The organism is uncultured Phyllobacterium sp., from assembly GCF_902479695.1.
GTDB classification, from domain to species: Bacteria; Pseudomonadota; Alphaproteobacteria; order Rhizobiales; family Rhizobiaceae; genus Phyllobacterium; species Phyllobacterium calauticae.
This window is the reverse complement of sequence record NZ_CABSQF010000014.1, coordinates 41,530-65,485: the sequence shown is the minus strand read 5'-3', so window position 1 is coordinate 65,485 and position 23,956 is coordinate 41,530. Positions and strand designations below refer to the sequence as shown.

The window sequence follows — 23,956 nt, the reverse complement described above, 5'->3', positions numbered from 1 at the left end:
TGGCGCGGAGGATGCTTACCTCTCGGGGAAACGGTTCCCGGAAGGATAAAGGAAAACGGATGTTTGAGAGCTTACAGGAACGACTAGGTTCAATTTTGAATGGCCTGACCGGCCGTGGCGCGTTGTCGGATGCCGACGTCGCGGCGGCTTTGCGCGAAGTGCGCCGGGCCCTCATCGAAGCTGACGTTGCCCTCGATGTTGTCCGCTCATTCACGGACAAGGTTCGCGCCAAGGCGGTTGGTGCCGAAGTCCTGAAAAGTATCAAGCCGGGCCAGATGGTCGTCAAGATCGTCCATGACGAACTCGTCGACATGCTCGGCGCCGAAGGCGTCACTATCGATCTCAATGCCCCGGCGCCGGTCGTCATCATGATGGTCGGCCTGCAGGGCTCCGGTAAAACCACAACCACCGGCAAGATCGGCAAGCGCCTGACCGAACGGTCGAAGAAGAAGGTGCTGCTGGCGTCGCTCGACACGCGCCGTCCGGCCGCCCAGGAACAGTTGCGCCAGCTCGGCGTGCAGACCGGCGTCGACACGCTGCCGATCATCGCCGGCCAGACACCGGTCGAGATCGCCGCGCGCGCCGTGCAGGCTGCCAAGCTCGGCGGCCATGACGTCGTCATTCTCGATACTGCGGGCCGCACGCATATTGACGAGCCGCTGATGGTCGAAATGGCCGACATCAGGAAGAAGGCCAATCCGCACGAAATCCTGCTCGTCGCCGATGCGCTGACCGGTCAGGACGCCGTCAACCTCGCCCGCTCCTTCGACGAACGTGTCGGCATCACCGGTCTCGTCCTGACACGCATGGACGGCGACGGCCGCGGCGGTGCCGCGCTTTCGATGCGCGCCGTCACCGGCAAGCCGATCAAGCTGATTGCCACCGGCGAAAAGATGGATGCGCTGGAGGAATTCTACCCCCGCCGTATCGCCGACCGCATTCTCGGTATGGGCGACATCGTTTCGCTGGTCGAGAAGGCAGCCGAAAACATCGATGCGGAAAAAGCCGCAGCGATGGCCAAGAAGATGCAATCCGGCAAGTTCGATCTCAACGATCTGGCAGACCAGATCGGCCAGATGCAGAAGCTTGGCGGCATGGGCGGCATCATGGGCATGATGCCAGGCATGGGCAAGATGAAGGATCAGATGGCCGCAGCCGGCCTCGATGATTCCATCTTCAAGCGCCAGCTCGCGATCATTTCCTCCATGACTGCGGCCGAGCGCACCAATCCGGATTTGCTCAAACATTCGCGCAAGCAGCGCATCGCCAAGGGCTCCGGCACCAATGCCGCCGACATCAACAAACTTCTCAAAATGCACCGCCAGATGGCGGATATGATGAAGGCGATGGGCGGCAAGGGCAAAGGCGGCATCATGAAACAGATGATGGGCGGTCTTGGTGCCAAGATGGGTCTCGGCGGCATGGGTGGTATGGGCGGCATGCCTGACCTCTCAAAGATGGATCCGAAACAGCTTGAGGCCTTGCAGAGGCAGGCGGAAGCCGCAGGCTTCGGCAAGGGTGGTGGTCTTCCCGGTCTTCCGGGTGGCCTCGGTGGTGGTTTGGGCGGCGGCCTCCCGCGCTTGCCCGGCCTTGGTGGCGGGCTTCCCGGCCTGCCGAAGAAGAAGGGATAATCATGACGTCTTCCTCTCTGCCAAAAGAATTACTCGAACTGCGTGCCTCCATCGACAACATCGATGCGGCGCTGATCCACATGCTGGCGGAACGTTTCCGCTGCACCAAAGCCGTGGGTGTGCTGAAGGCCAAAAACGGCCTCGCAGCTGCTGATCCCGCGCGCGAAAAACAACAGGTCGAACGTCTGCGCGCCCTCGCCCAGTCGGCCGACCTCGACCCGGATTTTGCCGAGAAGTTTCTCAACTTCATCGTCAAGGAAGTGATCAGACATCACGAAACAACTGCGGCCAAAGAAAACGCCGCGAACTAACCAACAGGAGAATACCCCATGTCACTGAAAATCCGCCTGGCACGTGCCGGCTCCAAGAAGCGCCCTTACTACCACATCGTCATTGCTGACGTTCGTGCCCCACGCGATGGCCGTTTCATCGAAACGGTTGGCGCATGGAACCCGATGCTTCCCAAGGATGGCGATCGCGTCAAGCTCGACGCTGACCGCATCCAGCATTGGATCGGCCACGGCGCGCAGCCAACCGACCGCGTTCTGCGCTTCCTCGATCAGGCTGGCATTGCCAAGCGCGACACGCGCAGCAACCCTGAAAAGGGTCTTCCGGGCAAGAAGGCTCAGGAACGCGTTGCCATGGCCAAGCAGGCCGAAGAAGACGCGAAGGCAAAGATTGCCGCTGAAGCTGAAGCTGCAAAGGCCGCTGAAGAAGCCGCTAAGGCCGCTGCCGAAGCACCGGCTGAAGAAGCTGCTGCCAGCGAGTAAGCTTTACTGCATCGCCAAGACTGCAAAACGGGTGGCTCACGGTCGCCCGTTTTTGTTTTTGCTCTTGCAAAGAAAGAACAGACTTTAAAAAACAGCGAACGCCCGATACATCATTTACCCACCTCTGTGCCGTTTGACGGCAATCATCTCTCACGCATCACAACCAGCCACCACAGGGTGCTTGGATCAAGTATTACGCGGGTACACTCATGACCGTATATTCGATTTGGCCGACATTCGTGTGCCTCGCCCTACTGATGCTTTTGACATATCTTCCGGGCTTTGATCGGGCCGGCTTCAAATCAACGGCGGTTCGTGTGAATGCCATTGACGGCGTCCGCGGATTTCTCGCGCTGGGAGTGGCGATCCACCATTCTGTAATTTACTATCAGTTCATCCGGTCGGGTGTATGGCAGGTTCCCCCCTCACGATTCTACACGCTTATCGGACAGGTCAGTGTTGCATGTTTTTTCATGATAACCGGCTATTTATTCTGGGCGAAAATTGTCCGCTCAAAGGGGCGTCTGGACTTTGCCGAACTGATGAAGGGCAGATTTTTCAGGCTTGCGCCCGTTTATTGCCTGGCAGCTTCTCTCGCTGTCGCAATTATCTTTTGGAAGTCCGGCGGTGTTCTGAAGATACCGCTGTCGCAATACCTTCTTCAGATCATCCAAAACATGGCCATCGGAATCTTTCCGTTCACCGGGATGAACGATGAGCCAAGTTCAGCAATAATTTTGGCAGGCGTTACGTGGACGCTGCAATATGAATGGCAGTTCTATTTTGCTTTGCCTGCTCTAGCCATCTTCGCCAGACAGGCGCACACCCACCTGCCTTTTGCGATCGTGACATTGTTGACGGCACTGGTTCTCGTTCTCATGAGCGGCAGTTCAACCCTGGTCTTTTACGTTTTCTTTGCCTGTGGAATGGTCAGCGCTTCGCTCGAGGCCTCGGACTATCTGCTCAAGCTGCCAAAGTTTGTTTTATCCGTCCTGTGCGCCGGATGCCTGATTGCCATTATATTGCTTTACGGCAGCGCTTACCGGCCGGAGGTAGCGTTGCTTCTCGGCCTCGCATTTTATTTTCTGATCAGCGGCGCAGATTTATTCGGATTCCTCATTGCAAAGCCTTGCATCAGGCTCGGCGAAATCAGCTATGCGGTTTACATGATGCAGGGGCTGGTTCTGTATGCGCTGTTTGCCACACAGCCCTTCCGCGATTTTGCGATGGCGTCTGACGTCAATTTTTGGATTGCCATCCTCGGTGTTCTTGTCAGCCTGGTGCTTTGGGCCCTGGTCGTTCATTTGTTTGTCGAACGCCCCGGCGTAGAATTGGGACGAGGAGAACACGAAGGGCATCACAATCCTGCATCCGCGCCCGTCTAAATCCTGACGAAGGTCGGTCTTCAATCATTCTATCCCGGGGTTGCCGTCAGCCCCTCCCAGGCTGCCATAGCCGCATGTGCGGTTTTCACCAGCTGATCCAGCGTTGCCCCGTCGCGGGCCGTGATCGACATCCCATGCTGTACGGTGGCGTAGAACTCGGCGATCTGCTGCAGATCGGCCTTTGGGGAAAGCTCACCTTCGCGCACCCCGCGTTCCAACCGCTCGCGTAGAAGCACTACATTCTCGAGGCGGCGTTCGCGCAAGAGAGAACACGGTGTGCCCGCACCCTCCTCACCATGCAACGCCCCCAACACGACCATGCATCCATGCGGCTGGCCGGGATGCGTGTGCGAAATTGCGGTTTGCTTGAGAAAATCGGCAATACCTTCCTTTGCCGTCGCCGCTGTCGGCAAAGCGTTCTTGATACGCCGCCCCACCTGATTCGTGTAAAGTTCCACTGCCGCCCTGAACAGGCCAGCCTTGCTGCCGAAAGCCGCGTAAAGGCTTGGTGCATTGATCTGCATGGCCTCCGTCAGATCGCTCATGGAAGCGCTGTCATAGCCTTTCTGCCAGAAAACGCGCATCGCGCGTTCCAGTGCGGCATCACGGTCAAAGGCGCGGGGCCGGCCCTTCGGCAACATGGCAATCTCCTTTTGTAACAATCAATACATAAATCGCTTGACGCTTCGGTGCAAGAGTGGCAGTTATTTATGTATCAATCATTACATAAAGGAAAATCGATGTCTCGCCTCTCTCCTAAAGTCGCCTTCATCACCGGCGGAAGCCGCGGTATCGGCGCAGCCATCGCCCTCAAACTGGCCGAAGACGGTGCCGATATTGCCATCACCTACACCAGCGCCCCGGACAAGGCGGACGCGACGGTCAAGGCCATCGAGAAGCTTGGACGCCGGGCAATCGCCATCAAGGCGGACAATCTCGATGCGAAGGCTGTTGAGACTGCGGTGCATGAAGCCCACGCCAGACTTGGGCGGCTGGACATTCTTGTGAACAGCGCCGGGGTCTATACGATGGACACTGTCGATAAACTGGAACTGGAAGAATTCGACCGGGTGATGTCGATTCATGTCCGCGCGAGTTTTGTGGCGGCAAAGGCAGCCGCAGCATTCATGCCTGCTGGCGGACGCATCATCAGCATCGGCAGCAACCTGGCGGAAATCGTTCCCTTCCCGGGCCTGATTGCCTATTCGACCAGCAAGGCTGCTCTGATCGGCCTGACCAAGGCGCTGGCGCGCGATCTCGGACCGCGGGAGATTACCGCCAACATCGTCCATCCCGGCTCGACGGATACCGATATGAATCCTGCCGATGGCGATCATGCCGAAGGCCAGCGCGCCCGCATGGCCATTCCGCGCTTCGGCGAAGCCAAGGACATCGCCGGTCTGGTGGCATTTCTTGCCGGCGAGGAAGGCCGTTTCATCAACGGCACGTCGCTGACAATCGACGGGGGCGCCAACACCTGATCGACGGGAACGGCCCCGGCCTTATTGCCTGGGCCGTTCTTACTGCTCGCCCTTGCGCACCAGGCGGCCTTCTTCGGCCTTGTGGAAGAATTGCGAACATACCAGCCAGCCCTTCAGCGGCCGCAGCAGAATAAGGCTGCCGAACAGGGTCAGGGGCAGTGTGGTGAACAGATGCACCCAGATTGAGACTTCGTAGGTCGTCTGCAGCCAGAGCGCGAACAGCATGGCTGGAACAGCCACGATGGTCATGGCAAAAAACGCAGGACCGTCGGCTGGATCTGCGAAGGCATAGTCGAGCCCGCAAACCTCGCAGGAGGGAGCAAGCTTGAGAAATCCGTGGAACAGCCGCCCCTGTTGACATTGCGGACAGCGGCCGAGAATGCCGGTCTTCATCGGATTGTCGGTCGGGTGGTAGTGGCCTGTCTGTGACATGGCTGATGCCTTTCGAGTGAAGCCTCATTGTATGCTATTCTTCATAAATACACATACAATCAGCATACTATCTGAGAGAAATATACGGATTGTATGCGGATAAACAAGCATGACGCTTTGTCACACGGAAGATTTGTCCTTGTTCTAATGGCAGATCATGGGTAATTGTATGGCTTGAGCCCATACAAAGAGTCCATCATGACCACCTGGAAACCCCGTATCGCCGCCAGTTCCCGCTACAAGCATCAGGGGATTGTCGATGCGCTGGTCGCAGACATTGGTTCCGGCATCCTCAAACCCGGCGATGCGCTGCCGCCGCAGCGCGCGATTGCAAAAGAGCTTGGAATCGATCTGACCACAGTCACACGGGCGATGACCGAAGCGCGCCGCCTCGACCTCATTGAAGCGAAAGTCGGTTCAGGCACGATCATAAAGGGTGCCCTGACACCGCCGGTCCAGTGCCTGGCGTCGCTTCTGACGGATCTCGACCTCACCATGATCATTCCGCCGCAGCCCCCGGAAGCGGATCTCCACAGTCACTTGATCCACGGTGTCAGTCATGTGCTCAACGGCGCTTCAAGCCATTTTCTCAGCTACCAGGAAAGCACCGGGACGGAAGCGGCGCGGGCCGCCGGGACAAAATGGCTGGCACCGCGTTTTGGCGCAGCCCCGTCGGCCGACCGGCTGCTGGTCGCAGGCGGAGCCCAAAGCGCGCTCTTTGCCATTTGCAGTCTTCTGGCCGGGCGCGGCTCCATCTGCACCGGAACCCTCACCTATCCCGGCCTGAAATCCGTGTGCTCGGCGCTCGATATTCCCCTGCACCCGCTCGCCACGGACAGGAACGGTATTATTCCCGATGTGTTCGAGAGTTGCTGCAGAACCCTGAAACCGAAGGCTATCTACCTCTGCCCGTCCATCGACAATCCGACGACAGTGACAATGCCGCTTTCGCGCCGGCAGATAATCGTCAGCATTGCCCAGCGCAATGACGTGATGATCATCGAGGATGACCCCTATGCGGAACTTCTCGATGCGTCGTTGCCGGCCATCGCCTCGATAGCGCCCGACATCACCTGGCACATCGCCACGCTGTCGAAATGTGTCACGCCGGCGTTGCGTGTCGCCTATGTGGTCTGCCCTTCCGCGCTGGATGTGCTGAAACTCGCATCCAGCCTGCGCGCCAGCAACCCCACCGCATCGCCACTGCTGATGGCCATCGCCACCGCCTGGATCAATGATGGCAGTCTTTACGGGATCGCCGCGGCCATTCGTGAGGAAAGCAGCACCCGGCAGGCAATTGCACGGAAAGTGCTGAAGGACTGGCATTTTGCCGCCCATCCCGCCGGGCATCACCTGTGGCTCGATGTGCCGGTTCAGTGGAGTGCTGCGGAATTCTCCGCATTGGCCCGCCGGTCCGGCATTGGCATCGTCCCCGCTTCGGCCTTCAGCATAGCACCCGCCCACCCCGAAGCGGTGCGGTTGTCACTGGGTGCAGCGCCGAACAGGCCGAGACTGGAGCAGGCACTGGTCCTGCTCGACCGGCTGCTGCACGAGCCGCGTTTCGCAACCGGGATCCTTGTTTAAAGAAAGCTTCCCTGCGCCGTGATCGGGTGAAACACCGGTTGTCCGGATGTCTGGGCTGCAATCCGATGTTCGAGATCGAGAAGGAAGCGTTTGCGCGGCTGGCCGCCGCCATAGCCGGTCAGCGATCCGTCCGCGCCAATGATCCGGTGACAGGGAACGACAACGGCGATGCGGTTCTGCCCGTTCGCTCCTCCCACAGCCCGGCTCGAATTCGGCCTGCCAAGCGCCTGCGCCATGCCGCCATAGGTCCGCGTTTCGCCGTAGGGAATGGCGAGAAGCATCGACCATATCGTACGCTGAAACGGTGTGGCAGGCAAAAACAGCGGCGTCTCGAACCGCGTGAGCACGCCGCTGAAATAGGCGGTCATTTCCCCGTCGATCTGATCGAGATAGCGATGCTCGCCCGGTATGATCGTGTAGCGATAGCGCTGCTCCAGTTCGTTGAGCTCCGCGGGCAGCGCCGGCCGGTCGGCGAATTCCAGCAGAGACAGCCCCTCATCATTCGCCATGGCGATCATGGGGCCGATGGGTGTCTGTATATGCCTGTAGCGCAGGGTCTTTGTCACGATCCTCTCCCGACTCACCCGGGTGATTTTATCCGCCTGCGACTTGACCGCCACCCGTTTCTTGCCGAGCGCCTTCACCGACGATGTTGACCTTGGCTCCGGCCCGGCCAAGCGCCTCGAGAATAACGGCGGGAGGGGATGAATCCGTCACCAACTCGTCGAAACCGGTGAAATCGCAGACCTGAACGAGACCATGCCGGCCGAACTTGGAAGCGTCGGTTACCACAACCGAACGTCCGCCGCGCGACAGGACCATGCGCGCGAACTCGGCCTCCTCCAGATTATAGTCCATCAACCCGTGCGTCGCGTCGATAGCGCCTATGGAGATGATCGCATGGGCAACGTTGAACCGGCTGACAAAGTCGATGGCAAAAGCACCGAACGCCGCTCCGTTGTCGCTGCGCAATTCGCCTCCCGCCATGAACACCTTGTTGCCGTTGACGGTCGCCAGCGTCCGGGCAATGTCGGATGAATTGGTCACGACCGTCAGGTTACGGTGGTGCAGGAGTTCGCGCGCCAGAAAGCTGGTGGTCGTCCCCGTATCGAGCATGATCGAATCTCCGCTGCGGATCGTGCCGGCCACATGGCGGGCAATTGCCCGTTTGGCGCTGGCGTTCTCCCGCATGCGCCGCTCGAACGGTGCTTCCCCCAGATGCTGCGGCAATCCCACGGCGCCGTGGGTGCGCACGATCACCCCTTCATCCGTCAGGGGTTTGACGTCGCGCCGGATCGTTTCAAGCGAGACACCCAGTCTTTGTGCGAGATCCGCAATCGAGATTGTGCCCTCGTCCTGCAGCACTCTGGCAATCTCGCCACGCCGTTTGGAACTCATCAAACACCTCTTCAATCCCGCAAGTTCACGCGCCTTCCGATAGTAATACCACATAAACTTTATAAAACAGTCATAAAAACCACAAAATCTCACAACTCTGGATTGACAACGCCAGACATGCGGATGAGATTTGCTGCAGTGAGCGCCCAATCCGGGCCCTTGTTTTCTGGATTGCCCCATGCCGCAGACCCAGACCAGTGAAGCTCGAATTGCTGCCTTGCCGCTTTGGCATGGCAACATCCGGATATCGATGCTCAAGGGCGGGATCAGCAATGAGAGCTATGTCGTCGAGGATGACACCCGCAAATATGTCGTGCGCTTCGGCAAGGATTATCCCTTTCACCATGTCTTCCGTGACCGCGAAGCGATGACGGCAAAGGCGGCCCATCGCGCCGGTTTCGCGCCGGAACTGTTTCATGCGGATGACGGCATCATGGTATCGGCGTTTCTCGGGGCGAAAACCTACGATTCCCAGGACGTGCGCACCAACATTGTGGGTGTTGCAGAGCTGATCCGACGGTTTCACACGGCAATGCCGGAGCACGTCACCGGCCCCGCTTTCATGTTCTGGGTGTTCCACGTGATCCGCGATTATGCCCGCACCCTCAAGGACGGCAGAAGCCGCATGGCCGGTCACCTGGACGACTACCTCGCCATAGCCACGGAGATGGAGGCGGCACAGATGCCCTTGCCGATCATCTTCAGCCACAATGATCTCTTGCCTGCCAATATCCTCGATGACGGCAAACGCCTCTGGCTGATCGACTTCGAATATGCCGGATTTTCCACGGCCATGTTCGATCTCGCCGGCATCGCCTCCAATGCGGGCCTGAGCGACGACGAATCGGAAGTGCTTCTCACCGCCTATTTCGGGGCTGCGCCGGATGACGCGCTGAAACGTGCCCATGCCGCCATGCAATGTGCCTCGCTGCTGCGCGAGGCGATGTGGGCTATGGTATCGGAATTGTATCTCAACGCACCCGGCGTCGATTACGTCGCCTATACCCACGAAAATCTGGAGCGGCTGGATCAGGCGCTCGACCGGTTTCGAACCACCTATGGAAACAAATCATGACCCTGCCCAGTCACGCCCAGATCATCGTCATCGGCGGCGGCATCATCGGCTGCTCCACCGCCTATCATCTCGCCAAAGATCACAAGGCCGATGTCGTTCTGCTCGAACAGGGGCAACTCACATCAGGCTCCACCTGGCACGCGGCGGGCCTGGTCGGTCAGTTGCGCTCCTCCGCATCGATCACGCGCGTCCTGAAATACTCCGTCGATCTCTATAAGCGCCTCGACGAAGAAACCGGTCTGGCAACGGGCTGGAAAATGACCGGCTGCCTGCGCCTTGCCACCAATCCGGACCGGTGGACCGAGTTCCGCCGGCTGGCGACGACCGCCGGCAGCTTCGGCATGGAGATGCACCTGCTTTCGCCTGGGGAGGTCAAGGCCATGTGGCCGCTGATGCGGGTCGACGATCTGGTCGGCGCGAGCTGGCTGCCGACAGACGGACAGGCAAGCCCGTCCGACATCACCCAGTCGCTGGCGCGCGGCGCCCGCATGAACGGCGCGAAACTCATCGAAAACATCCGCGTGACCGGATTCGAGATGGATGGCGAACGCATCGTCAAGGTCAAGACGGACCAGGGTGATATCGCCTGTGAAAAGGTGGTCAACTGTGCCGGGCAATGGGCACGCCAGGTCGGGGCGATGGCAGGGATCAATGTGCCGCTGCAGCCCGTCAAGCACCAGTACATCATCACGGAAAAGATCGATGGCCTGTCCTCCAACGCGCCGACAATCCGCGATCCCGATCGGCGCACCTATTTCAAGGAGGAGGTGGGTGGGCTGGTCATGGGCGGCTATGAGCCCAATCCGCAGGGCTGGGTGACCGGCGATGTGCCGGAGGACTGGCAGTTCCGCCTGTTCGACGACGATTTCGATCATTTCGAGCAGCATATGCTGCAGGCCATCGAACGCATTCCGGCGCTCGAAACCGTCGGCGTCAAACAGATGATCAATGGCCCCGAGAGTTTCACGCCGGACGGCAATTTCATCCTTGGCCGGGCTCCGGAATGCTCCAACATGTTTGTCGGCGCAGGCTTCAACGCCTTCGGCATCGCCTCGGGCGGCGGTGCCGGTTGGGTCCTCGCACAGTGGGTCATCGATGGCGAAGCGCCTCTCGATCTGTGGACCGTCGACATCAGGCGCTTTTCCAATCTGCATCGCGACCGTGAATGGGTCCGGGACCGCACGCTGGAGGCCTATGGCAAGCATTACACGATCGGCTTCCCGCACGAGGAATATACGTCCGGGCGGCCAGCCATCGTCTCGCCGCTCTACAAGCGCCTGCAGGAGCATGGCGCGGTCTTTGGTTCAAAGCTCGGATGGGAGCGGCCCAACTGGTTTGCCCCGGAAGGAACAGAGCCCGTTGATATCTATTCCATGGGCCGGCAGAACTGGTTTGACCAGGTCGGCAAGGAACATGCGCTGGTGCGTGAAAACGTCGGTATTTTCGACCAGTCGTCATTTGCCAAATATGAACTGACGGGCAAGGACGCGTTAAAGGCACTGGACTACATCTGCGCCAATGATGTCGCCAAGCCTGTCGGGCGCCTGACCTATACACAGCTGCTCAACATGCGCGGCGGCATTGAGTGTGATCTCACGGTCGCGCGGCTTGCCGAAGACAAGTTCTATATCGTCACTGGCACCGGCTTCCGCACCCATGACTTTGCCTGGATCAGGGAGCATATCGGCGACGGGCTGGACGCGCGCCTCACCGATATCACCGAGCATTTCGGCACGCTTTCCCTGATGGGGCCGAAGGCGCGGGATGTTCTCGCCCGTATCACGGATACCGATGTTGGCAACAGCGCCTTCCCCTTCGGTCACGTCAGGGAAATCACCATTGCCGGAGCAACGGTCCGCGCCCTGCGTGTCACCTATGTCGGCGAACTCGGCTGGGAACTGCACATCCCGATTGCCGCGACCGGCGCCGTCTTCGATGCCCTGATGCAGGCCGGTGCCGATTTCGGTATCAAGCCGGTCGGATACCGGGCATTGGAATCCCTGCGGCTGGAAAAGGGTTACCGTGCCTGGGGCGCCGACATCACGCCCAATGACGCGCCTTTCGAGGCGGGACTGGGCTGGGCCGTCAAACTGCGCAAGGATACGGAATTTCTCGGCCGGAAGGCCAGCGAGGCCATTCAGGCAGCACCACTCAAAAAGCGCTTCGTCGGCTTTACCGTCGCGAGCGAGGACGTGGTTCTCCTCGGGCGCGAAACAATCCTGCGCAACGGCGAGGCGGTCGGGTACCTGACCAGCGGCGGCTTTGGCTATACGCTCGGCAAGGCCATCGGCTTCGGCTATGTGCGCCATGCCGAGGGTGTCACGGATGGCTTTCTGACCGGGGGAACCTATGAACTTGTCGTCGCCAATGAGCGCTTTCCCGCCGCGATCCATCTCGAGCCGCTCTATGATCCGCACAACGCAAAAGTAAAGGCGTGAAGCGTCCAGCGCCCCGTCAGGCAAGCCCGCTGAAACAGCAGCAAATCAACGCCCTGCGGCATAATTTCCGGGGGGTTGACTTTCCCCGCAGAGGGGACCAAATGGCAGCACGCAGCTGATATATTTTCAACCGCGTATCACCAAACCGGAGTCTATCTCTTATGCCCAGCGACGACAGTTACAGTCGATTGTTTGCGCCGTCATCGGCGATCGTGGCCTGATTTCAAGAGATCAGCTCGCCCCGATCAGCCATGACGGCGGATCGACGGAAAGGCGAGCTAAAATGAACGACCTTCGCTTAAACCAGGATGCAGCCAATGCTGATTTGGCAACGGCATCCAATGTGGCTGAACAGCTTGCGTCCATGCAGGCTGCTGATGCTGTCGAATTGCTCAATGAGCTCGATGTCGAGGATGCAGTCGGCATTCTGGCAGAAATGCCGCGGGATCACGCGGTTCTGATTCTGGATCAGCCGGAACTCCATTCGTCCGCCGAGATTATCACAGCGCTTCCCCCCGTCATTGCGCGGGAATTGCTCGATGCCATGTCGGCGGACCGCGTGACGGATATTTTCCAGCAGTTCGACGACGAAACCCGCATTCGTCTTGCCGCCAGCCTCGGCCAGGAAACCAAGGCAGCACTGCGCAAACTCCTGCATTACCCACCCCATACGGCCGGCAGCCTGATGACGACGGAATTCGTCAGCGTTCCCGCCAACTGGAGCGTCGCTGCAACGCTTCAGCACATTCGTGAGGTGGAACGCTCGCGCGAAACGATCTATGCGATCTATGTGACCGATCCGAAGACCAAGGGTCTGCAGCGCGCCGTCGCCTTGCGCCGCCTGATCACCAGCGAACCGAACGACTCCATCATGAGCGTCGGCCGCGACGTGGCACCGGTCACGGTTGGCCCGCTCACCGATCAGGAAGACGTGGCCCGGCTGTTCCGCAAGCACGATCTGCTCGCTGTTCCCGTGGTGAATGACGACAATCACATCATCGGCATCGTAACCGTCGATGATGTGATCGACGCCATGACCCAGGAAATGACCGAGGATACCCTGAAATTCGGTGGTATGGAGGCGCTCAACAAGCCCTATATGCAGATCGGGTTCGTCCAGATGCTGCGCAAGCGCGCCGGCTGGCTCGGCGTGCTGTTTCTCAGCGAAATGCTGACGGCCAGCGCCATGCAGTATTTCGAGGGCGAACTGGAAAAGGCCGTGGTTCTCACCCTGTTCATTCCTTTGATCATGAGTTCGGGCGGCAATTCCGGCTCCCAGGCCACATCCCTGCTGATCCGTGCCTTGGCATTGCAGGAACTGCGCCTGAAGGATTGGTGGCGCGTTGCGCTGCGGGAACTGCCGACCGGCCTGGCGCTTGGGTCCTTCCTCGGTCTGATCGGCGTTATCCGCATCACCACATGGCAGATGGCCGGCCTTTACAATTACGGCCCGCACTGGATGCTGATTGCAGCGACAGTCGGCGCAGCCCTGATCGGCATCGTGACCTTCGGTTCGCTTGTCGGGTCCATGCTGCCCTTCATCCTGCAGAAAATCGGGTTCGACCCTGCCAGTGCCTCCGCACCCTTCGTGGCCACGCTGGTCGATGTGACTGGGCTGGTGATCTATTTCTCGATTGCGCTGGTCTTTCTTTCCGGCACCCTTCTTTGACCAATCGCGCGGCAAATTCCCGGATTTGCCGCGCGCGGGACCGCCCAAGAACCGTTACATCCGCATAGCTGTAATGCAGACAGCGGCCATCCAAACGCGCATCCCCCCTTTCGCATTTGCGAAAAAACATGTAAGGAGCGCGCAAATGCAAAGCGGCGCCAGCATGTGTGCGTCCTCAATCCTCCAAAAGAGAAACTCATGAAACTGCGCAACATCGCGATCATCGCACACGTTGACCATGGCAAAACCACGCTTGTCGACGAACTTCTGAAACAGTCCGGCAATTTCCGTGACAACCAGCGCGTTGCCGAACGCATGATGGATTCGAACGACATCGAAAAGGAACGCGGGATCACCATTCTCGCCAAGGCCACTTCGGTTGTCTGGAAGGACGCACGCATCAACATCGTCGATACGCCCGGCCACGCCGACTTCGGCGGTGAAGTCGAACGTATCCTCAGCATGGTGGACGGCGCGATCGTTCTCGTTGACGCTGCCGAAGGCCCGATGCCCCAGACCAAGTTCGTGGTCGGCAAGGCCCTCAAGGTTGGCCTGCGCCCGATCGTTGCGATCAACAAGATCGACCGCCCGGATGCGCGTTACGAGGAAGTCGTCAACGAGGTCTTCGATCTCTTTGCCGCTCTGGATGCCACCGACGAACAGCTCGACTTCCCGATCCTCTACGGTTCAGGCCGCAATGGCTGGATGGCACGCAACCCGGAAGGTCCGCAGGACCAGGGTCTGTCCGCCCTCTTCGACATGGTTCTCGAACATGTGCCCGCGCCAACCGTCGGCGAAGGCCCGTTCAAGATGATCGGCACGATTCTCGAAGCCGATCCTTTCCTTGGCCGCATCATCACCGGCCGCATCCATTCCGGCACGGTCAAGTCGAACCAGCAGGTCAAGGTTCTGCACGGCGACGGCACCCAGCTTGAAACCGGCCGCATCTCCAAGATCCTCGCATTCCGCGGTCTTGAGCGCCAGCCGATCGACGAAGCCCATGCGGGCGACATCGTGGCCATTGCCGGCCTGCAGAAGGGCACGGTTGCCGATACATTCTGCGCGACGGAAGTTACCGAGCCTCTGCATGCCCAGCCGATCGATCCGCCGACAGTGACCATGTCGTTCATCGTCAACGATTCTCCGCTGGCCGGCACCGAAGGCGACAAGGTCACCAGCCGCGTCATCCGCGACCGCCTCCTCAAGGAAGCTGAAGGCAATGTTGCACTGAAGGTCGAGGAATCCGGCGACAAGGATTCGTTCTTCGTATCGGGCCGCGGCGAATTGCAGCTCGCCGTTCTCATCGAGAATATGCGCCGCGAAGGTTTCGAGCTTGGCGTATCGCGTCCGCGCGTCGTCATGCAGAAGGACGAGAACGGCAACATGCTCGAGCCCATCGAGGAAGTGCTGATCGACGTCGACGAGGAATATTCCGGCACGGTCGTGCAGAAGATGTCCGAGCGCAAGGCCGAAATGGTCGAACTGCGTCCATCCGGCGGCAATCGCGTCCGCATGGTTTTCTACGCACCGACCCGCGGCCTCATCGGTTATCAGTCGGAACTTCTGACCGATACACGCGGTACGGCGATCATGAACCGCCTGTTCCGCGCCTATGAGCCCTTCAAAGGCGAAATCTCCGGTCGCAACAATGGCGTTCTGATCTCCAACGACCAGGGTGAATCCGTTGCCTTCGCCATGTGGAACCTTGAAGATCGCGGCCCGATGGTTATCGAAGCCGGCGTCAAGGTCTACGCCGGCATGATCATCGGCATCCACTCGCGCGACAACGACCTGGAAGTGAACGTGCTCAAGGGCAAGAAGCTCACCAACATCCGCGCTGCCGGCAAGGATGAAGCCGTCAAGCTGACACCGCCGATCCGCATGACGCTGGAACGCGCCCTGTCGTGGATTCAGGATGACGAATTGGTGGAAGTCACGCCGAAGTCCATCCGCCTGCGCAAGCTCTACCTCGATCCAAACGAACGCAAGCGTTTTGAAAAGAGCAACAAGACAGCCGGCGCCGCATAAGGCGAAGATGTGACGGCTTAACAATCGGAGAAAGCGGCGATTTTCGCCGCTTTTTCTTTTTGGTGCACGACACGAAAAATCGTTTTGAAAGCCAGTTGCGAAGTCCCGGTGCCCGGGTCTATGGTTAAGAAATCATGAACACCCATGTGACCGAGATCAGACGTGCAGAACTGGCCGATGCGGGCGCAATTTCCGCCGTGCATCTGGCTGCTTGGCAAGGTGCCTATACGGGTATCATTCCGCATCGTTCGCTCAATACCATGCTGCATCGCCGCGGTGCGGACTGGTGGGCAAGAGCCATTCGCCGCTCCACGCAAATTCTCGTCGCCGACATTGGCGGTGTTGTCGCCGGCTATGCCACGCTGGGCCCCAACCGGGCGCGGCAGCTGCCGCAGAAAGGCGAAGTCTACGAACTCTACATCCGTCCCGAGTATCAGGGACTGGGTCTGGGGACGCGGCTCCTGGGCGCCTCGCGCCGCAGCCTCATCGATCAGGGGCTGAAGGGCATGGTTGTCTGGGCGCTCGAGGACAATGATCTTGCGGTCAGCTTCTATGCCAGCGCAGGCGGCAAGGATGTAGCCGAAGGCGTCGAATGTTTCGAAGGCAAAACACTGAAGAAAATCGCCTTCGTCTGGAATTGATCACGGGAAATGCTTTCCCCCACCCGCGAAGCGGCGGGGCATCCCGTCATTTCGAAGCGCACTATTTGTTGTGTTGTCTGCCGCTTCGGGGCCTTGCCGGCGCTTATTTCGGTCAATTCGGCCTGCTCCCGCGTTTTCGGGACGTAGATATGCGATGCAATTCTTGCGCCAGGCCGTAAAAATCTTTACAGCACTCCCAAACCAACAAGGACTCTGAAAATATGCGCATTGATGCCATTTCGGTCGGCAATAATCCTCCTGAAGATGTCAACGTAATCATCGAGGTTCCAGTCGGCGGTCAGCCGATCAAATACGAACTCGACAAGGATTCCGGCGCCCTGTTTGTCGACCGGTTCCTGCACACCCCGATGACCTATCCCGGCAATTACGGTTTCGTGCCGCACACCCTGTCGGATGATGGCGATCCGATTGACGTTCTGATCTGCAACACCCGCGCCCTGATGCCCACGAGCGTGATCAACGTGCGCCCTATTGGTGTTCTGGTTATGGAAGACAACAAGGGCCAGGATGAAAAGATCATCGCCGTGCCGTCGCCGCACCTGACACTGCGTTACGAGAAGGTCCACAACTACACGGACCTGCCCGACATCACCCTGAAGCAGATCCAGCATTTCTTCGAACACTACAAGGATCTGGAACCCGGCAAGTGGGTGAAGATCGGTGACTGGGGCGATGAAGATGCGGCCCGCAAGCTGATCACCGAAGCCATCGAGCGTCACAACGCCAAGAAGGCCTGATTTATTCCTCGGGCGATCCAAGTGCGGCCAGCTTCATTGCCAGCGCCTCCGGATCGCCCGAAATCTTTACCTGCTTCAGCCGCGATGTGGCGCCTGCGCCAATGGAAACATCCCGTGCTGCAATGCCAAGCCATTGTGCCAGCAGCTTTTCCAGCGCCGCGTTGGCCTTTCCATCTTCCGGTACCGCCCGCACGCGCGCTTTCAGATGCGCTCTGCCGTCATCCGTTGCTTCAACACCTTCCACCGCGTCTTTGGCTGACTTTGGCGTCAACCGGACAAAGAGCGTGACGCCATCGCGCTCTTTGCGAAAGAAGCCAGCGCGCAAAGCCAAGGCGCTGACTTAAAGCAGCGCCGGCGCAATCGTCGTTGCGAGAAACCGCTGAAGGAAGAAAATGATCAGCAGGAGGATGATGGGCGAGATATCGATGCCGCCCAGATCCGGAATGAACCTGCGTATGGGGCGCAGCGCCGGTTCCGTCACGCGATACAGAAACTCACCAATCGAAGCGACAAAGTGATTGCTTGAGTTGATCACGTTGAACGCATGGAGCCATGAGAAAATTGCGCTGGCAATGATGACGTAGGAATAGAGCGTTAGCGCCAGATTGATGGTTTCGAGAAGGGCGAGCATGGGTTTCTCCTGATAATCACGACATGTAGCGATTGGCGTGCTTTCGGGCAAGAGGCAGCTGCTCTCTTGGAGTTGCGTTTGGTCTTGCTGTCCCAACCATGGCTGACGCCGGCAGCGCTGTTGTCCGGCAATCACCCGGAAGGGTATTCCCGGCAAGGACTGAATTCTCAATCCCCCCAAGCGTGATTTCGGGTCGGTTGATCCGGCGCATTTTTTCACCCTGCTCAAACGATATATTAATTCATATTTATTGATCCCCCTTCGGCCGGATTTGTTCTAGAAGAGGTTTCCAGATTCCGGAGCCTTTCATCGCAATGTCCCTCCCAGAAATGAACGCGGCGCATGATCGCTATGCCGCCTTTCGCCATTCATCCTTCACGCGATACTGGCTGGCACGCTTCTTCGGCTCCTTTGCCATCCAGATCATCAGCGTGTCCGTCGGCTGGCAGATTTACGATCTGACGCGCGATCCCTTTGATCTCGGCCTCGTCGGGCTCGTCCAGTTCGCCCCCTCACTGCTGCTGGTTCTCGTCACCGGTGCCGCCGCAGACCGGTTTGGCCGCCGCTTCATCATGGGGCTTGCACTGGGTGCGGAAGTGATCTGCGCCGCGCTGCTGTTGCTGCTGACCCTCACCCACACATTCACCCCGCTCACCGTCTTTGCCATTCTCGCCGGCTTCGGCGTGGGGCGCGCTTTTCTTGGACCGGCTTCCGCCTCGCTGGTCGTCAATCTGGTGCCAACCGAAGTATTTTCGAACGCCGTATCGTGGAACTCCTCCGCCTGGCAGATCGCCACGATTGTGGGCCCTGTGGCAGGCGGCCTGCTCTACGGCCTGTCGCCCGCCATCGCCTACGGCATAGCGACGGTCCTGCTGGCTGCCGCCACGATCTGCATTTTCTCCATCCCAAAACCCGCCCAACATACGCTTACCGAGAAAAAATCGCTTCAGACGCTGCTGGCAGGCTTTCACTACATCTGGAAAGAGAAAGTCGTTCTCGGCGCGATTTCGCTCGATCTGTTTGCCGTCCTGCTCGGCGGCGCCGTGGCGCTCCTGCCGGTCTATGCCCGGGATATCCTGCAGCTCGGCCCCTGGGGGCTTGGAATGCTGCGGGCAGCGCCGGGCATCGGCGCCATTCTGACTGCGCTCTGGCTGGCCGGTCATCCCATTCGCGACCATGCCGGCATGATCATGTTCCTGTTTGTCGCGCTGTTCGGCTTGCTCACCGTCATGTTCGGCATATCCAACCTCGCATGGCTCTCTATCGCCCTGCTGGCCCTGATGGGCGCGGCTGACATGATCAGCGTCTATATCCGGGAAACCCTCCTGCAACTCTGGACACCAGACCACGTCCGCGGCCGCGTCAATGCGGTCAACATGGTCTTTGTCGGCGCGTCGAATGAGTTGGGTGAGTTCCGCGCAGGTATCATGGCATCGCTGATCGGCACCATCCCTGCCGTCGTCTTCGGCGGTGTCGGTACGATTGCCGTCGCGGGCCTGTGGGCTTACCGGTTCCCGCAATTGCGCAAGGCACGCAACCTGCAGGGCCGGACATAGACGGCTAAGCCGGAACCGGCGCGCCGAAGATCGTGCCAAGAAAACGCTGGAGCCAGGCTTTCAGCACCGCGTCATAGACCAGTCGGCCTTCCAGATGCTGGCGGCCGTGCTGGGCATTGTTCATGGTGAAGCGTTCCGAGCCGCGCACCACCCAGCGCTGCATCATGGCGCGGGTCAATTCCGCGTGAAACTGTACCCCCCAGGCATTTTCGCCATAGCGGAAAGCCTGGTTGTGGTAGGCCTTGGCCGTTGCCAGAAGCGTGGCGCTGCGCGGCAGGTCAAAGCCCTCGCGGTGAAAATGATACACCATGGGCGGCCAGTCCATCAGAGCCTTGCCGGCCTCGGTGGCTTCGAGTTCATACCAGCCGATTTCCACCAGTCCTTCCGGATGCGGACCGACCGTGCCGCCAAGATGCTTGGCGAGCATCTGCGCACCAAGACAAATGCCAAGAAAGGGCTTGTTTTCCGCAAGCGGCACGGACAGCCAGTCGGTTTCCCGGTCAACGAATTCATCGGGGTCATTGGCGCTCATGGGGCCGCCAAAGATGACAGCGCCCGCATGGTCCTCCAGCGTCTCGGGCAGCTCATCGCCAAGCGGCGGGCGGCGAATATCCAGATCAAAGCCGGATTGCAGCAGCAGCTGGCCGACGCGGCCGGGGCTTGAACGTTCCTGATGCAGTACCGTGAGGATTTTCGGGCGCTTCACTTGCCTGTTCTCCATCCAGTCTGTCTGGAACATGCTTCTGATCCTATTCCTCTTGCACCGCCTGCTTGGCGCGAAGGGCTGCCTTCTGCTTCATCGTGACCCGGTCACGGGACGAGACTCCGATCAGTTCCGCAACCCGCCAGACAACATTTTCTTCCAGCTCATGCGCAGATCCGTCGGCGAAAACCACGTCCCACATCAGTTCAATGAAGTGAATTCGCGCCGCTTCGTCAAGATTGCGTTTGAGCACACTGGTAAAGCTGTAGAGATCGACGGCTTCCTGATCCGCCTGCTCACTGTCCTCGAGCAGACGCTTCAAGGCTTCGCCTTTGAGCCCGTAGGCTTCGGAAATCAGCTGTGACAGGCGCTTGCGTTCCACCTTACGCCGCTCGCCATCCGCATCCATGACATGAAACATCAGCGCGGCCGCCGCAAGGCGCGGATCATTCCTGGAAAAATGGCCTTTCCCGCTTTCGCCTGAAGGCAAAGCTTTGAAGAAGGTGACAAGGCGGTCCAGCATCAATACGGATCTCTCAACGTTGTTATCAATGAGCCGAATCAACTGATAGCTTGGCTGACACGGCCCTGCCATTGTGCATCTTGCCGCAAAGACCGCTATTGAAATTAATGTGTTAGGATCGACACACCGGAGCATTTCCGGCCACGCCGACCGGAAAAAGCTCTAGAAAAGACGGAACTTCTTGTTGGGCCGGTCTTCCTCATCGTCAGCCAGCACACCCGGGTCATCAGGCACCGGAATGACCAGTTTTTCTTCCGCGTTCTGCACCGCCGCAGGCGCCGTTTCCGCCAGAGACGGCAGGACGGACGCAATGCGTTCATGGGCATGCGGCTCCTCCGGTTTTGCCGCCACGGGCTTCACCGCAGGCTCTGCGGGTACAATTTCCGCGTCCGCAATATCAGCATCCGCTTCAACAACACGTGCCGCCGGTTTTTCGGCAGATACCACCATGGACTTCGCCGGGATCAATGGCTCGGCGGGCTCGCGCCCGGGCGCTGACTGGATGGGTTTGGCTGCCAGCGCACTGTCAAAATCATCGCGCGCATCGATTACCGTTCCCAATTGCTCGACGGGAACCTTCCACTCGAACGCATTCAGCTTGCCGGTGACCGGCGAAGCGGGAGCCCAGCGCTCGGAAACATAGCCGTCAGCGGTCCAGGCGGGATCGCGGGGCGCCTTGACGGCCCGTGACAGCCACTGGCGCACCCGGCCCTGATCGCCCGTCTGCGCCTCCTCGATATCGGCCAGCAGCAGATAGGCACTTTCGCGCGGCGCCGTGCGCAACACGGTCTCGGCAGCCTCGCGCGCTTCCTTCAATTCACCGGCAGCCAGCGCCGCATGGGCTATAGCGAGGTTCGATTCCGCATGGTGCGGATAGAGCGAAGCCAGATGACGGGCGCGTTTCAGACGATCGAACACGGAATCTCCCAGGCGCGCATGCACATAGGTTTCCGCCACTTCCGGGTGTGGCTGCTTCTTCCACACATGCTCCAGAATTTTCGAGCCCTTGCGCAAATCGGCCTGCTGGAACAGCACTTTTGCCGCGATAATGGCGGCCGGGATCAGATCAGGCGCAAGCTTGTTCGCCTCGATGGCAATGGGTTTCGATCCGACCGGATCACTTTCGAACGTATCGAGCGCCTTGGCGGTCAGGAGAACGGCACGTTCCCGCTTTGCCGTGTCCTTGTCGATCTGCTTGGCGGATTTCTGCTTCTCCAGCAATTCCAGCGCACCATCCCAATCGCCATGAGCGGTTTTTTGGCCAAGGGCCGCCGTAGAGGCCCATTCGACGTTGGGTGCCAGAAGCGCTGCCTGTTCGGCATATTGCAGCGACGCATCCCGCGCACCAAGGCGTTGCGCTTCGAGATAAAGCCCGCGCAGGCCGAGCAGCTTGGTCTCCGGATCATCCAGCATCGCCTGGAATTTCGCCCTCGCATCGTCCGAACGGCCTTCCAGCATGGCTGCTTGCGCGTCCAGAAGCTTAATCAGCGGCTCCTGATCGACATTGAGGAGTTTTTCCGCCTGTTTGATCATGCGCCGGGCCGTTTGCCCGTCCCCCGCACCCGCGGCAATCAGACCTGTGGACAGGGATTGATAGCCGCGATCACGCTTGCGGGCCCGGAAATGGCGGCGCAGGGCATAGGGCGAGCCAATAACGCTCTTGATGATCCACCAGACCAGCATGACAGCGGCCACAAGCGCCACGATGGCGGACGCGGCCACCATGAGGCTGACCTTGTGCTGCATCCCGGCAAAGGTGACGACGAGATCGCCGGGCCGGTCGGCGAGCCATGCAAAACCAAACCCCAGCACCAGAACGACGACAAGGAAGGACAGAACTTTGATCATGGTCATCTTCCCTTACTGCGCTGCAGCCGGCGTCTTCATGCCGGTCAATGCATTGGAGAGCGCCTTGGAAACGATCTCGCCTGCCTTCTGACGGGTGCGCATGGCATTGGCGAAATCGGTCGAGACGGCTTTGGCCGATTCGGGCAGCTTGTCCCATTCGGCAATGGCGGCAGGCAGATCACCGCCATTGAGATGCGCCTCTATGCGTGCGGTGATGGCAGCAACGCCTTCACCCTCGACAAGGCCCACGGGGCGCGATTCCACCAGTACGCTGGCGCTTGCCCATAGCCGGTCGACAATACCCGCATTGGGATCAACCGTTCGCGTCGTCGCAATGATTTTTGTCGCCACGTCGGCGAACTGGCTCGCCAGCATGCTGACAGTCGGAACACCGGCCGAAGCGGCAGTACGCAGCCCCTCGGCGTCAGCCGAGGCCGGCGCGACAGCAAGATATGTGTCGAGCTCCGCCGCAAAGGGCCCGCCCCGGTCGATCGCCGACTTCAGGCCGGTGGCGGCGATGGCCAGTGCCATGGTGCTCTGGCCGGCATTGTCCTGCACCTTCGTTTCCAGCGCATCGAGCCGCGTCTGCAAGGCTGCTGACGTCTGTGCCTCCCCCGCAAGTGCGCCGGCGGCTTGATCCACTTTCTGCTGACTGGCGGTCAGTTGCGTTTCGAGCGATGCGATACGCGCATCGATGGCACCGGTATCAACAGAACCTCCTGTGCCGGCGGCCTTGGTCTGGGCATCCGCCAGGGTTTGCTTCAGGGCTTTTACGTCGGCGGCAATGCCGGACACTTGACCCAAGGCCTGCTTGGCGTTTTCCACAGCGCCGTTCAATGCAACCTGTGCACCCTCGTCGAGACTGCTCTTCGCCGGAGCGGCGGCGCGCAATTCGGCAATCTGTTGCTGCACGGCTGAAAGGTCGGCTTTGGGCGATGGCAATACGCCAGCCCATTGCAGCGCGGTCGCACCAAGCAACGCCACCACGCCGCCGATGAGACCGGCCGTCAAACGTCCGAGCGGATCGCCCGTCTTGGGCGGCACGGCGGCAGATGCCGGAGCCGCTGGTGTTGACGCTTCGCCAGATGGCGACCGGCCAAACGTCGTGCCCTGTTCCAATGTCTCTTCTGCCTTCGCCGTTTCAGCACTGGCCGCAGAGGCCGCTTTTACCGGCTCGTCTTTCGGCGGCTGTGGCTTGGTATCCATCTTCGGGCTGAAGCCGACCGGCTCCGGTTGCGGTACGTTCGCACCGGCCGGGGCACTTTTCATAATATCCGATGGCTCCAGTTCTATCGTCACAGGCTTCCGGGCTGACTTGGAATGACGGGGAACGGATGATTTGGCCATAGACACTCTCTTCAGAACAATTGGGTTGACTGAAACCCCAAGCTAGCAGGGAAGTTCC

General features: G+C 59.5%; 23 protein-coding genes. 13 read left to right on the top strand and 10 right to left on the bottom strand.

Annotated elements, in window-relative coordinates:
• Window positions 1–59: 59 nt before the first annotated feature.
• From ffh to RDL77_RS10820, 4 genes are all read left to right on the top strand, one after another.
• The gene (gene ffh, locus RDL77_RS10835; RefSeq protein ID WP_288192820.1) at window positions 60–1,631 is read left to right on the top strand and encodes a signal recognition particle protein; all 1,572 of its coding nucleotides are present in this window, start codon (window positions 60–62) and stop codon (window positions 1,629–1,631) included.
• A 2-nt stretch (window positions 1,632–1,633) separates the two neighbouring features.
• Window positions 1,634–1,942 carry a chorismate mutase gene (locus RDL77_RS10830; RefSeq protein WP_223613835.1) on the top strand — a complete coding sequence of 103 codons (309 nt, stop codon included), beginning with the start codon at window positions 1,634–1,636 and terminating at the stop codon, window positions 1,940–1,942.
• A gap of 18 nt (window positions 1,943–1,960) precedes the next feature.
• Complete coding sequence (gene rpsP / locus RDL77_RS10825; protein ID WP_105734266.1) at window positions 1,961–2,401, top strand: 30S ribosomal protein S16; 441 nt, start codon at window positions 1,961–1,963, stop codon at window positions 2,399–2,401.
• A gap of 209 nt (window positions 2,402–2,610) precedes the next feature.
• Window positions 2,611–3,786 carry an acyltransferase gene (locus RDL77_RS10820; RefSeq protein ID WP_288192819.1) on the top strand — a complete coding sequence of 392 codons (1,176 nt, stop codon included), beginning with the start codon at window positions 2,611–2,613 and terminating at the stop codon, window positions 3,784–3,786.
• Between the two features lie 29 nt (window positions 3,787–3,815).
• Here RDL77_RS10820 and RDL77_RS10815 read toward each other — a convergent pair whose 3' ends face one another.
• Window positions 3,816–4,427, bottom strand: coding sequence for a TetR/AcrR family transcriptional regulator (locus RDL77_RS10815; RefSeq protein ID WP_288192818.1), 612 nt, complete (start codon window positions 4,425–4,427; stop codon window positions 3,816–3,818).
• Window positions 4,428–4,526: 99 nt separating this feature from the next.
• Here RDL77_RS10815 and RDL77_RS10810 point away from each other — a divergent pair, with 99 nt between their 5' ends.
• Window positions 4,527–5,267 carry an SDR family oxidoreductase gene (locus RDL77_RS10810; protein WP_223613837.1) on the top strand — a complete coding sequence of 247 codons (741 nt, stop codon included), beginning with the start codon at window positions 4,527–4,529 and terminating at the stop codon, window positions 5,265–5,267.
• 39 nt (window positions 5,268–5,306) lie between these two features.
• Here RDL77_RS10810 and RDL77_RS10805 read toward each other — a convergent pair whose 3' ends face one another.
• Window positions 5,307–5,699 carry a DUF983 domain-containing protein gene (locus RDL77_RS10805; RefSeq protein WP_223613838.1) on the bottom strand — a complete coding sequence of 131 codons (393 nt, stop codon included), beginning with the start codon at window positions 5,697–5,699 and terminating at the stop codon, window positions 5,307–5,309.
• 198 nt (window positions 5,700–5,897) lie between these two features.
• On the opposite strand from RDL77_RS10805, the gene RDL77_RS10800 reads away from it, so the two are divergent.
• Window positions 5,898–7,283, top strand: a complete 1,386-nt coding sequence (locus RDL77_RS10800) for a PLP-dependent aminotransferase family protein (protein ID WP_288192817.1) — start codon at window positions 5,898–5,900, stop codon at window positions 7,281–7,283.
• Here RDL77_RS10800 and RDL77_RS10795 read toward each other — a convergent pair.
• Window positions 7,280–7,849 carry a methylated-DNA--[protein]-cysteine S-methyltransferase gene (locus RDL77_RS10795; RefSeq protein WP_288192816.1) on the bottom strand — a complete coding sequence of 190 codons (570 nt, stop codon included), beginning with the start codon at window positions 7,847–7,849 and terminating at the stop codon, window positions 7,280–7,282. The genes RDL77_RS10800 and RDL77_RS10795 overlap by 4 nt on opposite strands.
• A gap of 28 nt (window positions 7,850–7,877) precedes the next feature.
• Window positions 7,878–8,684 (bottom strand): DeoR/GlpR family DNA-binding transcription regulator, encoded by an 807-nt coding sequence (locus RDL77_RS10790; protein WP_288192815.1) that lies wholly within the window; start codon window positions 8,682–8,684, stop codon window positions 7,878–7,880.
• A gap of 175 nt (window positions 8,685–8,859) precedes the next feature.
• On the opposite strand from RDL77_RS10790, the gene RDL77_RS10785 reads away from it, so the two are divergent.
• The 6 genes from RDL77_RS10785 to ppa all read left to right on the top strand — a co-directional run bounded on the left by RDL77_RS10785 (window position 8,860) and on the right by ppa (window position 17,290).
• Window positions 8,860–9,756 (top strand): phosphotransferase, encoded by an 897-nt coding sequence (locus RDL77_RS10785; protein ID WP_223613842.1) that lies wholly within the window; start codon window positions 8,860–8,862, stop codon window positions 9,754–9,756.
• Window positions 9,753–12,194 (top strand): FAD-dependent oxidoreductase, encoded by a 2,442-nt coding sequence (locus RDL77_RS10780; protein ID WP_288192814.1) that lies wholly within the window; start codon window positions 9,753–9,755, stop codon window positions 12,192–12,194. The genes RDL77_RS10785 and RDL77_RS10780 overlap by 4 nt, the downstream gene beginning before the upstream one ends.
• 283 nt (window positions 12,195–12,477) lie before the next feature.
• Window positions 12,478–13,863, top strand: coding sequence for a magnesium transporter (gene mgtE / locus RDL77_RS10775; RefSeq protein ID WP_288192813.1), 1,386 nt, complete (start codon window positions 12,478–12,480; stop codon window positions 13,861–13,863).
• 198 nt (window positions 13,864–14,061) lie between these two features.
• A complete protein-coding gene (typA, locus tag RDL77_RS10770) occupies window positions 14,062–15,891 on the top strand; it encodes a translational GTPase TypA (RefSeq protein ID WP_105734256.1) in 1,830 nt (609 codons plus the stop codon).
• A gap of 134 nt (window positions 15,892–16,025) precedes the next feature.
• Window positions 16,026–16,532, top strand: coding sequence for a GNAT family N-acetyltransferase (locus tag RDL77_RS10765; protein ID WP_223613846.1), 507 nt, complete (start codon window positions 16,026–16,028; stop codon window positions 16,530–16,532).
• Window positions 16,533–16,753: 221 nt separating this feature from the next.
• A complete protein-coding gene (ppa, locus tag RDL77_RS10760; protein WP_105734254.1) occupies window positions 16,754–17,290 on the top strand; it encodes an inorganic diphosphatase in 537 nt (178 codons plus the stop codon).
• Window position 17,291: 1 nt separating this feature from the next.
• On the opposite strand, the gene RDL77_RS10755 is transcribed toward ppa, so the two are convergent.
• Window positions 17,292–17,615 (bottom strand): DUF167 family protein, encoded by a 324-nt coding sequence (locus RDL77_RS10755; protein WP_288192848.1) that lies wholly within the window; start codon window positions 17,613–17,615, stop codon window positions 17,292–17,294.
• A gap of 15 nt (window positions 17,616–17,630) precedes the next feature.
• On the bottom strand, window positions 17,631–17,921 hold the full coding sequence (locus tag RDL77_RS10750) for a YggT family protein (protein WP_223613847.1): 291 nt from the start codon (window positions 17,919–17,921) through the stop codon (window positions 17,631–17,633).
• A gap of 314 nt (window positions 17,922–18,235) precedes the next feature.
• On the opposite strand from RDL77_RS10750, the gene RDL77_RS10745 reads away from it, so the two are divergent.
• Complete coding sequence (locus RDL77_RS10745) at window positions 18,236–19,477, top strand: MFS transporter (RefSeq protein WP_288192812.1); 1,242 nt, start codon at window positions 18,236–18,238, stop codon at window positions 19,475–19,477.
• Window positions 19,478–19,481: 4 nt separating this feature from the next.
• Here the strand turns inward: RDL77_RS10745 and RDL77_RS10740 are convergent, their stop codons facing one another.
• The 4 genes from RDL77_RS10740 to RDL77_RS10725 all read right to left on the bottom strand — a co-directional run bounded on the left by RDL77_RS10740 (window position 19,482) and on the right by RDL77_RS10725 (window position 23,820).
• Window positions 19,482–20,216 carry a glutamine amidotransferase gene (locus RDL77_RS10740; protein WP_288192811.1) on the bottom strand — a complete coding sequence of 245 codons (735 nt, stop codon included), beginning with the start codon at window positions 20,214–20,216 and terminating at the stop codon, window positions 19,482–19,484.
• A gap of 10 nt (window positions 20,217–20,226) precedes the next feature.
• Window positions 20,227–20,703 (bottom strand): TerB family tellurite resistance protein, encoded by a 477-nt coding sequence (locus tag RDL77_RS10735; RefSeq protein ID WP_105734250.1) that lies wholly within the window; start codon window positions 20,701–20,703, stop codon window positions 20,227–20,229.
• 162 nt (window positions 20,704–20,865) lie between these two features.
• Complete coding sequence (locus RDL77_RS10730; RefSeq protein ID WP_288192810.1) at window positions 20,866–22,557, bottom strand: heme biosynthesis protein HemY; 1,692 nt, start codon at window positions 22,555–22,557, stop codon at window positions 20,866–20,868.
• Between the two features lie 6 nt (window positions 22,558–22,563).
• Window positions 22,564–23,820 (bottom strand): COG4223 family protein, encoded by a 1,257-nt coding sequence (locus RDL77_RS10725; RefSeq protein WP_288192809.1) that lies wholly within the window; start codon window positions 23,818–23,820, stop codon window positions 22,564–22,566.
• Window positions 23,821–23,956: the final 136 nt, after the last annotated feature.

What these genes read in the sequence shown, in the direction of transcription:
- ffh (WP_288192820.1), top strand. Translation starts at nt 60, where the DNA reads ATGTTTGAGAGCTTACAGGAACGACTAGGTTCAATTTTGAATGGCCTG.
- RDL77_RS10830 (WP_223613835.1), top strand. Translation starts at nt 1,634, where the DNA reads ATGACGTCTTCCTCTCTGCCAAAAGAATTACTCGAACTGCGTGCCTCC.
- rpsP (WP_105734266.1), top strand. Translation starts at nt 1,961, where the DNA reads ATGTCACTGAAAATCCGCCTGGCACGTGCCGGCTCCAAGAAGCGCCCT.
- RDL77_RS10820 (WP_288192819.1), top strand. Translation starts at nt 2,611, where the DNA reads ATGACCGTATATTCGATTTGGCCGACATTCGTGTGCCTCGCCCTACTG.
- RDL77_RS10815 (WP_288192818.1), bottom strand. Translation starts at nt 4,427, where the DNA reads ATGTTGCCGAAGGGCCGGCCCCGCGCCTTTGACCGTGATGCCGCACTG.
- RDL77_RS10810 (WP_223613837.1), top strand. Translation starts at nt 4,527, where the DNA reads ATGTCTCGCCTCTCTCCTAAAGTCGCCTTCATCACCGGCGGAAGCCGC.
- RDL77_RS10805 (WP_223613838.1), bottom strand. Translation starts at nt 5,699, where the DNA reads ATGTCACAGACAGGCCACTACCACCCGACCGACAATCCGATGAAGACC.
- RDL77_RS10800 (WP_288192817.1), top strand. Translation starts at nt 5,898, where the DNA reads ATGACCACCTGGAAACCCCGTATCGCCGCCAGTTCCCGCTACAAGCAT.
- RDL77_RS10785 (WP_223613842.1), top strand. Translation starts at nt 8,860, where the DNA reads ATGCCGCAGACCCAGACCAGTGAAGCTCGAATTGCTGCCTTGCCGCTT.
- RDL77_RS10780 (WP_288192814.1), top strand. Translation starts at nt 9,753, where the DNA reads ATGACCCTGCCCAGTCACGCCCAGATCATCGTCATCGGCGGCGGCATC.
- mgtE (WP_288192813.1), top strand. Translation starts at nt 12,478, where the DNA reads ATGAACGACCTTCGCTTAAACCAGGATGCAGCCAATGCTGATTTGGCA.
- typA (WP_105734256.1), top strand. Translation starts at nt 14,062, where the DNA reads ATGAAACTGCGCAACATCGCGATCATCGCACACGTTGACCATGGCAAA.
- RDL77_RS10765 (WP_223613846.1), top strand. Translation starts at nt 16,026, where the DNA reads ATGAACACCCATGTGACCGAGATCAGACGTGCAGAACTGGCCGATGCG.
- ppa (WP_105734254.1), top strand. Translation starts at nt 16,754, where the DNA reads ATGCGCATTGATGCCATTTCGGTCGGCAATAATCCTCCTGAAGATGTC.
- RDL77_RS10750 (WP_223613847.1), bottom strand. Translation starts at nt 17,921, where the DNA reads ATGCTCGCCCTTCTCGAAACCATCAATCTGGCGCTAACGCTCTATTCC.
- RDL77_RS10745 (WP_288192812.1), top strand. Translation starts at nt 18,236, where the DNA reads ATGTCCCTCCCAGAAATGAACGCGGCGCATGATCGCTATGCCGCCTTT.
- RDL77_RS10740 (WP_288192811.1), bottom strand. Translation starts at nt 20,216, where the DNA reads ATGTTCCAGACAGACTGGATGGAGAACAGGCAAGTGAAGCGCCCGAAA.
- RDL77_RS10735 (WP_105734250.1), bottom strand. Translation starts at nt 20,703, where the DNA reads ATGCTGGACCGCCTTGTCACCTTCTTCAAAGCTTTGCCTTCAGGCGAA.
- RDL77_RS10730 (WP_288192810.1), bottom strand. Translation starts at nt 22,557, where the DNA reads ATGACCATGATCAAAGTTCTGTCCTTCCTTGTCGTCGTTCTGGTGCTG.
- RDL77_RS10725 (WP_288192809.1), bottom strand. Translation starts at nt 23,820, where the DNA reads ATGAAAAGTGCCCCGGCCGGTGCGAACGTACCGCAACCGGAGCCGGTC.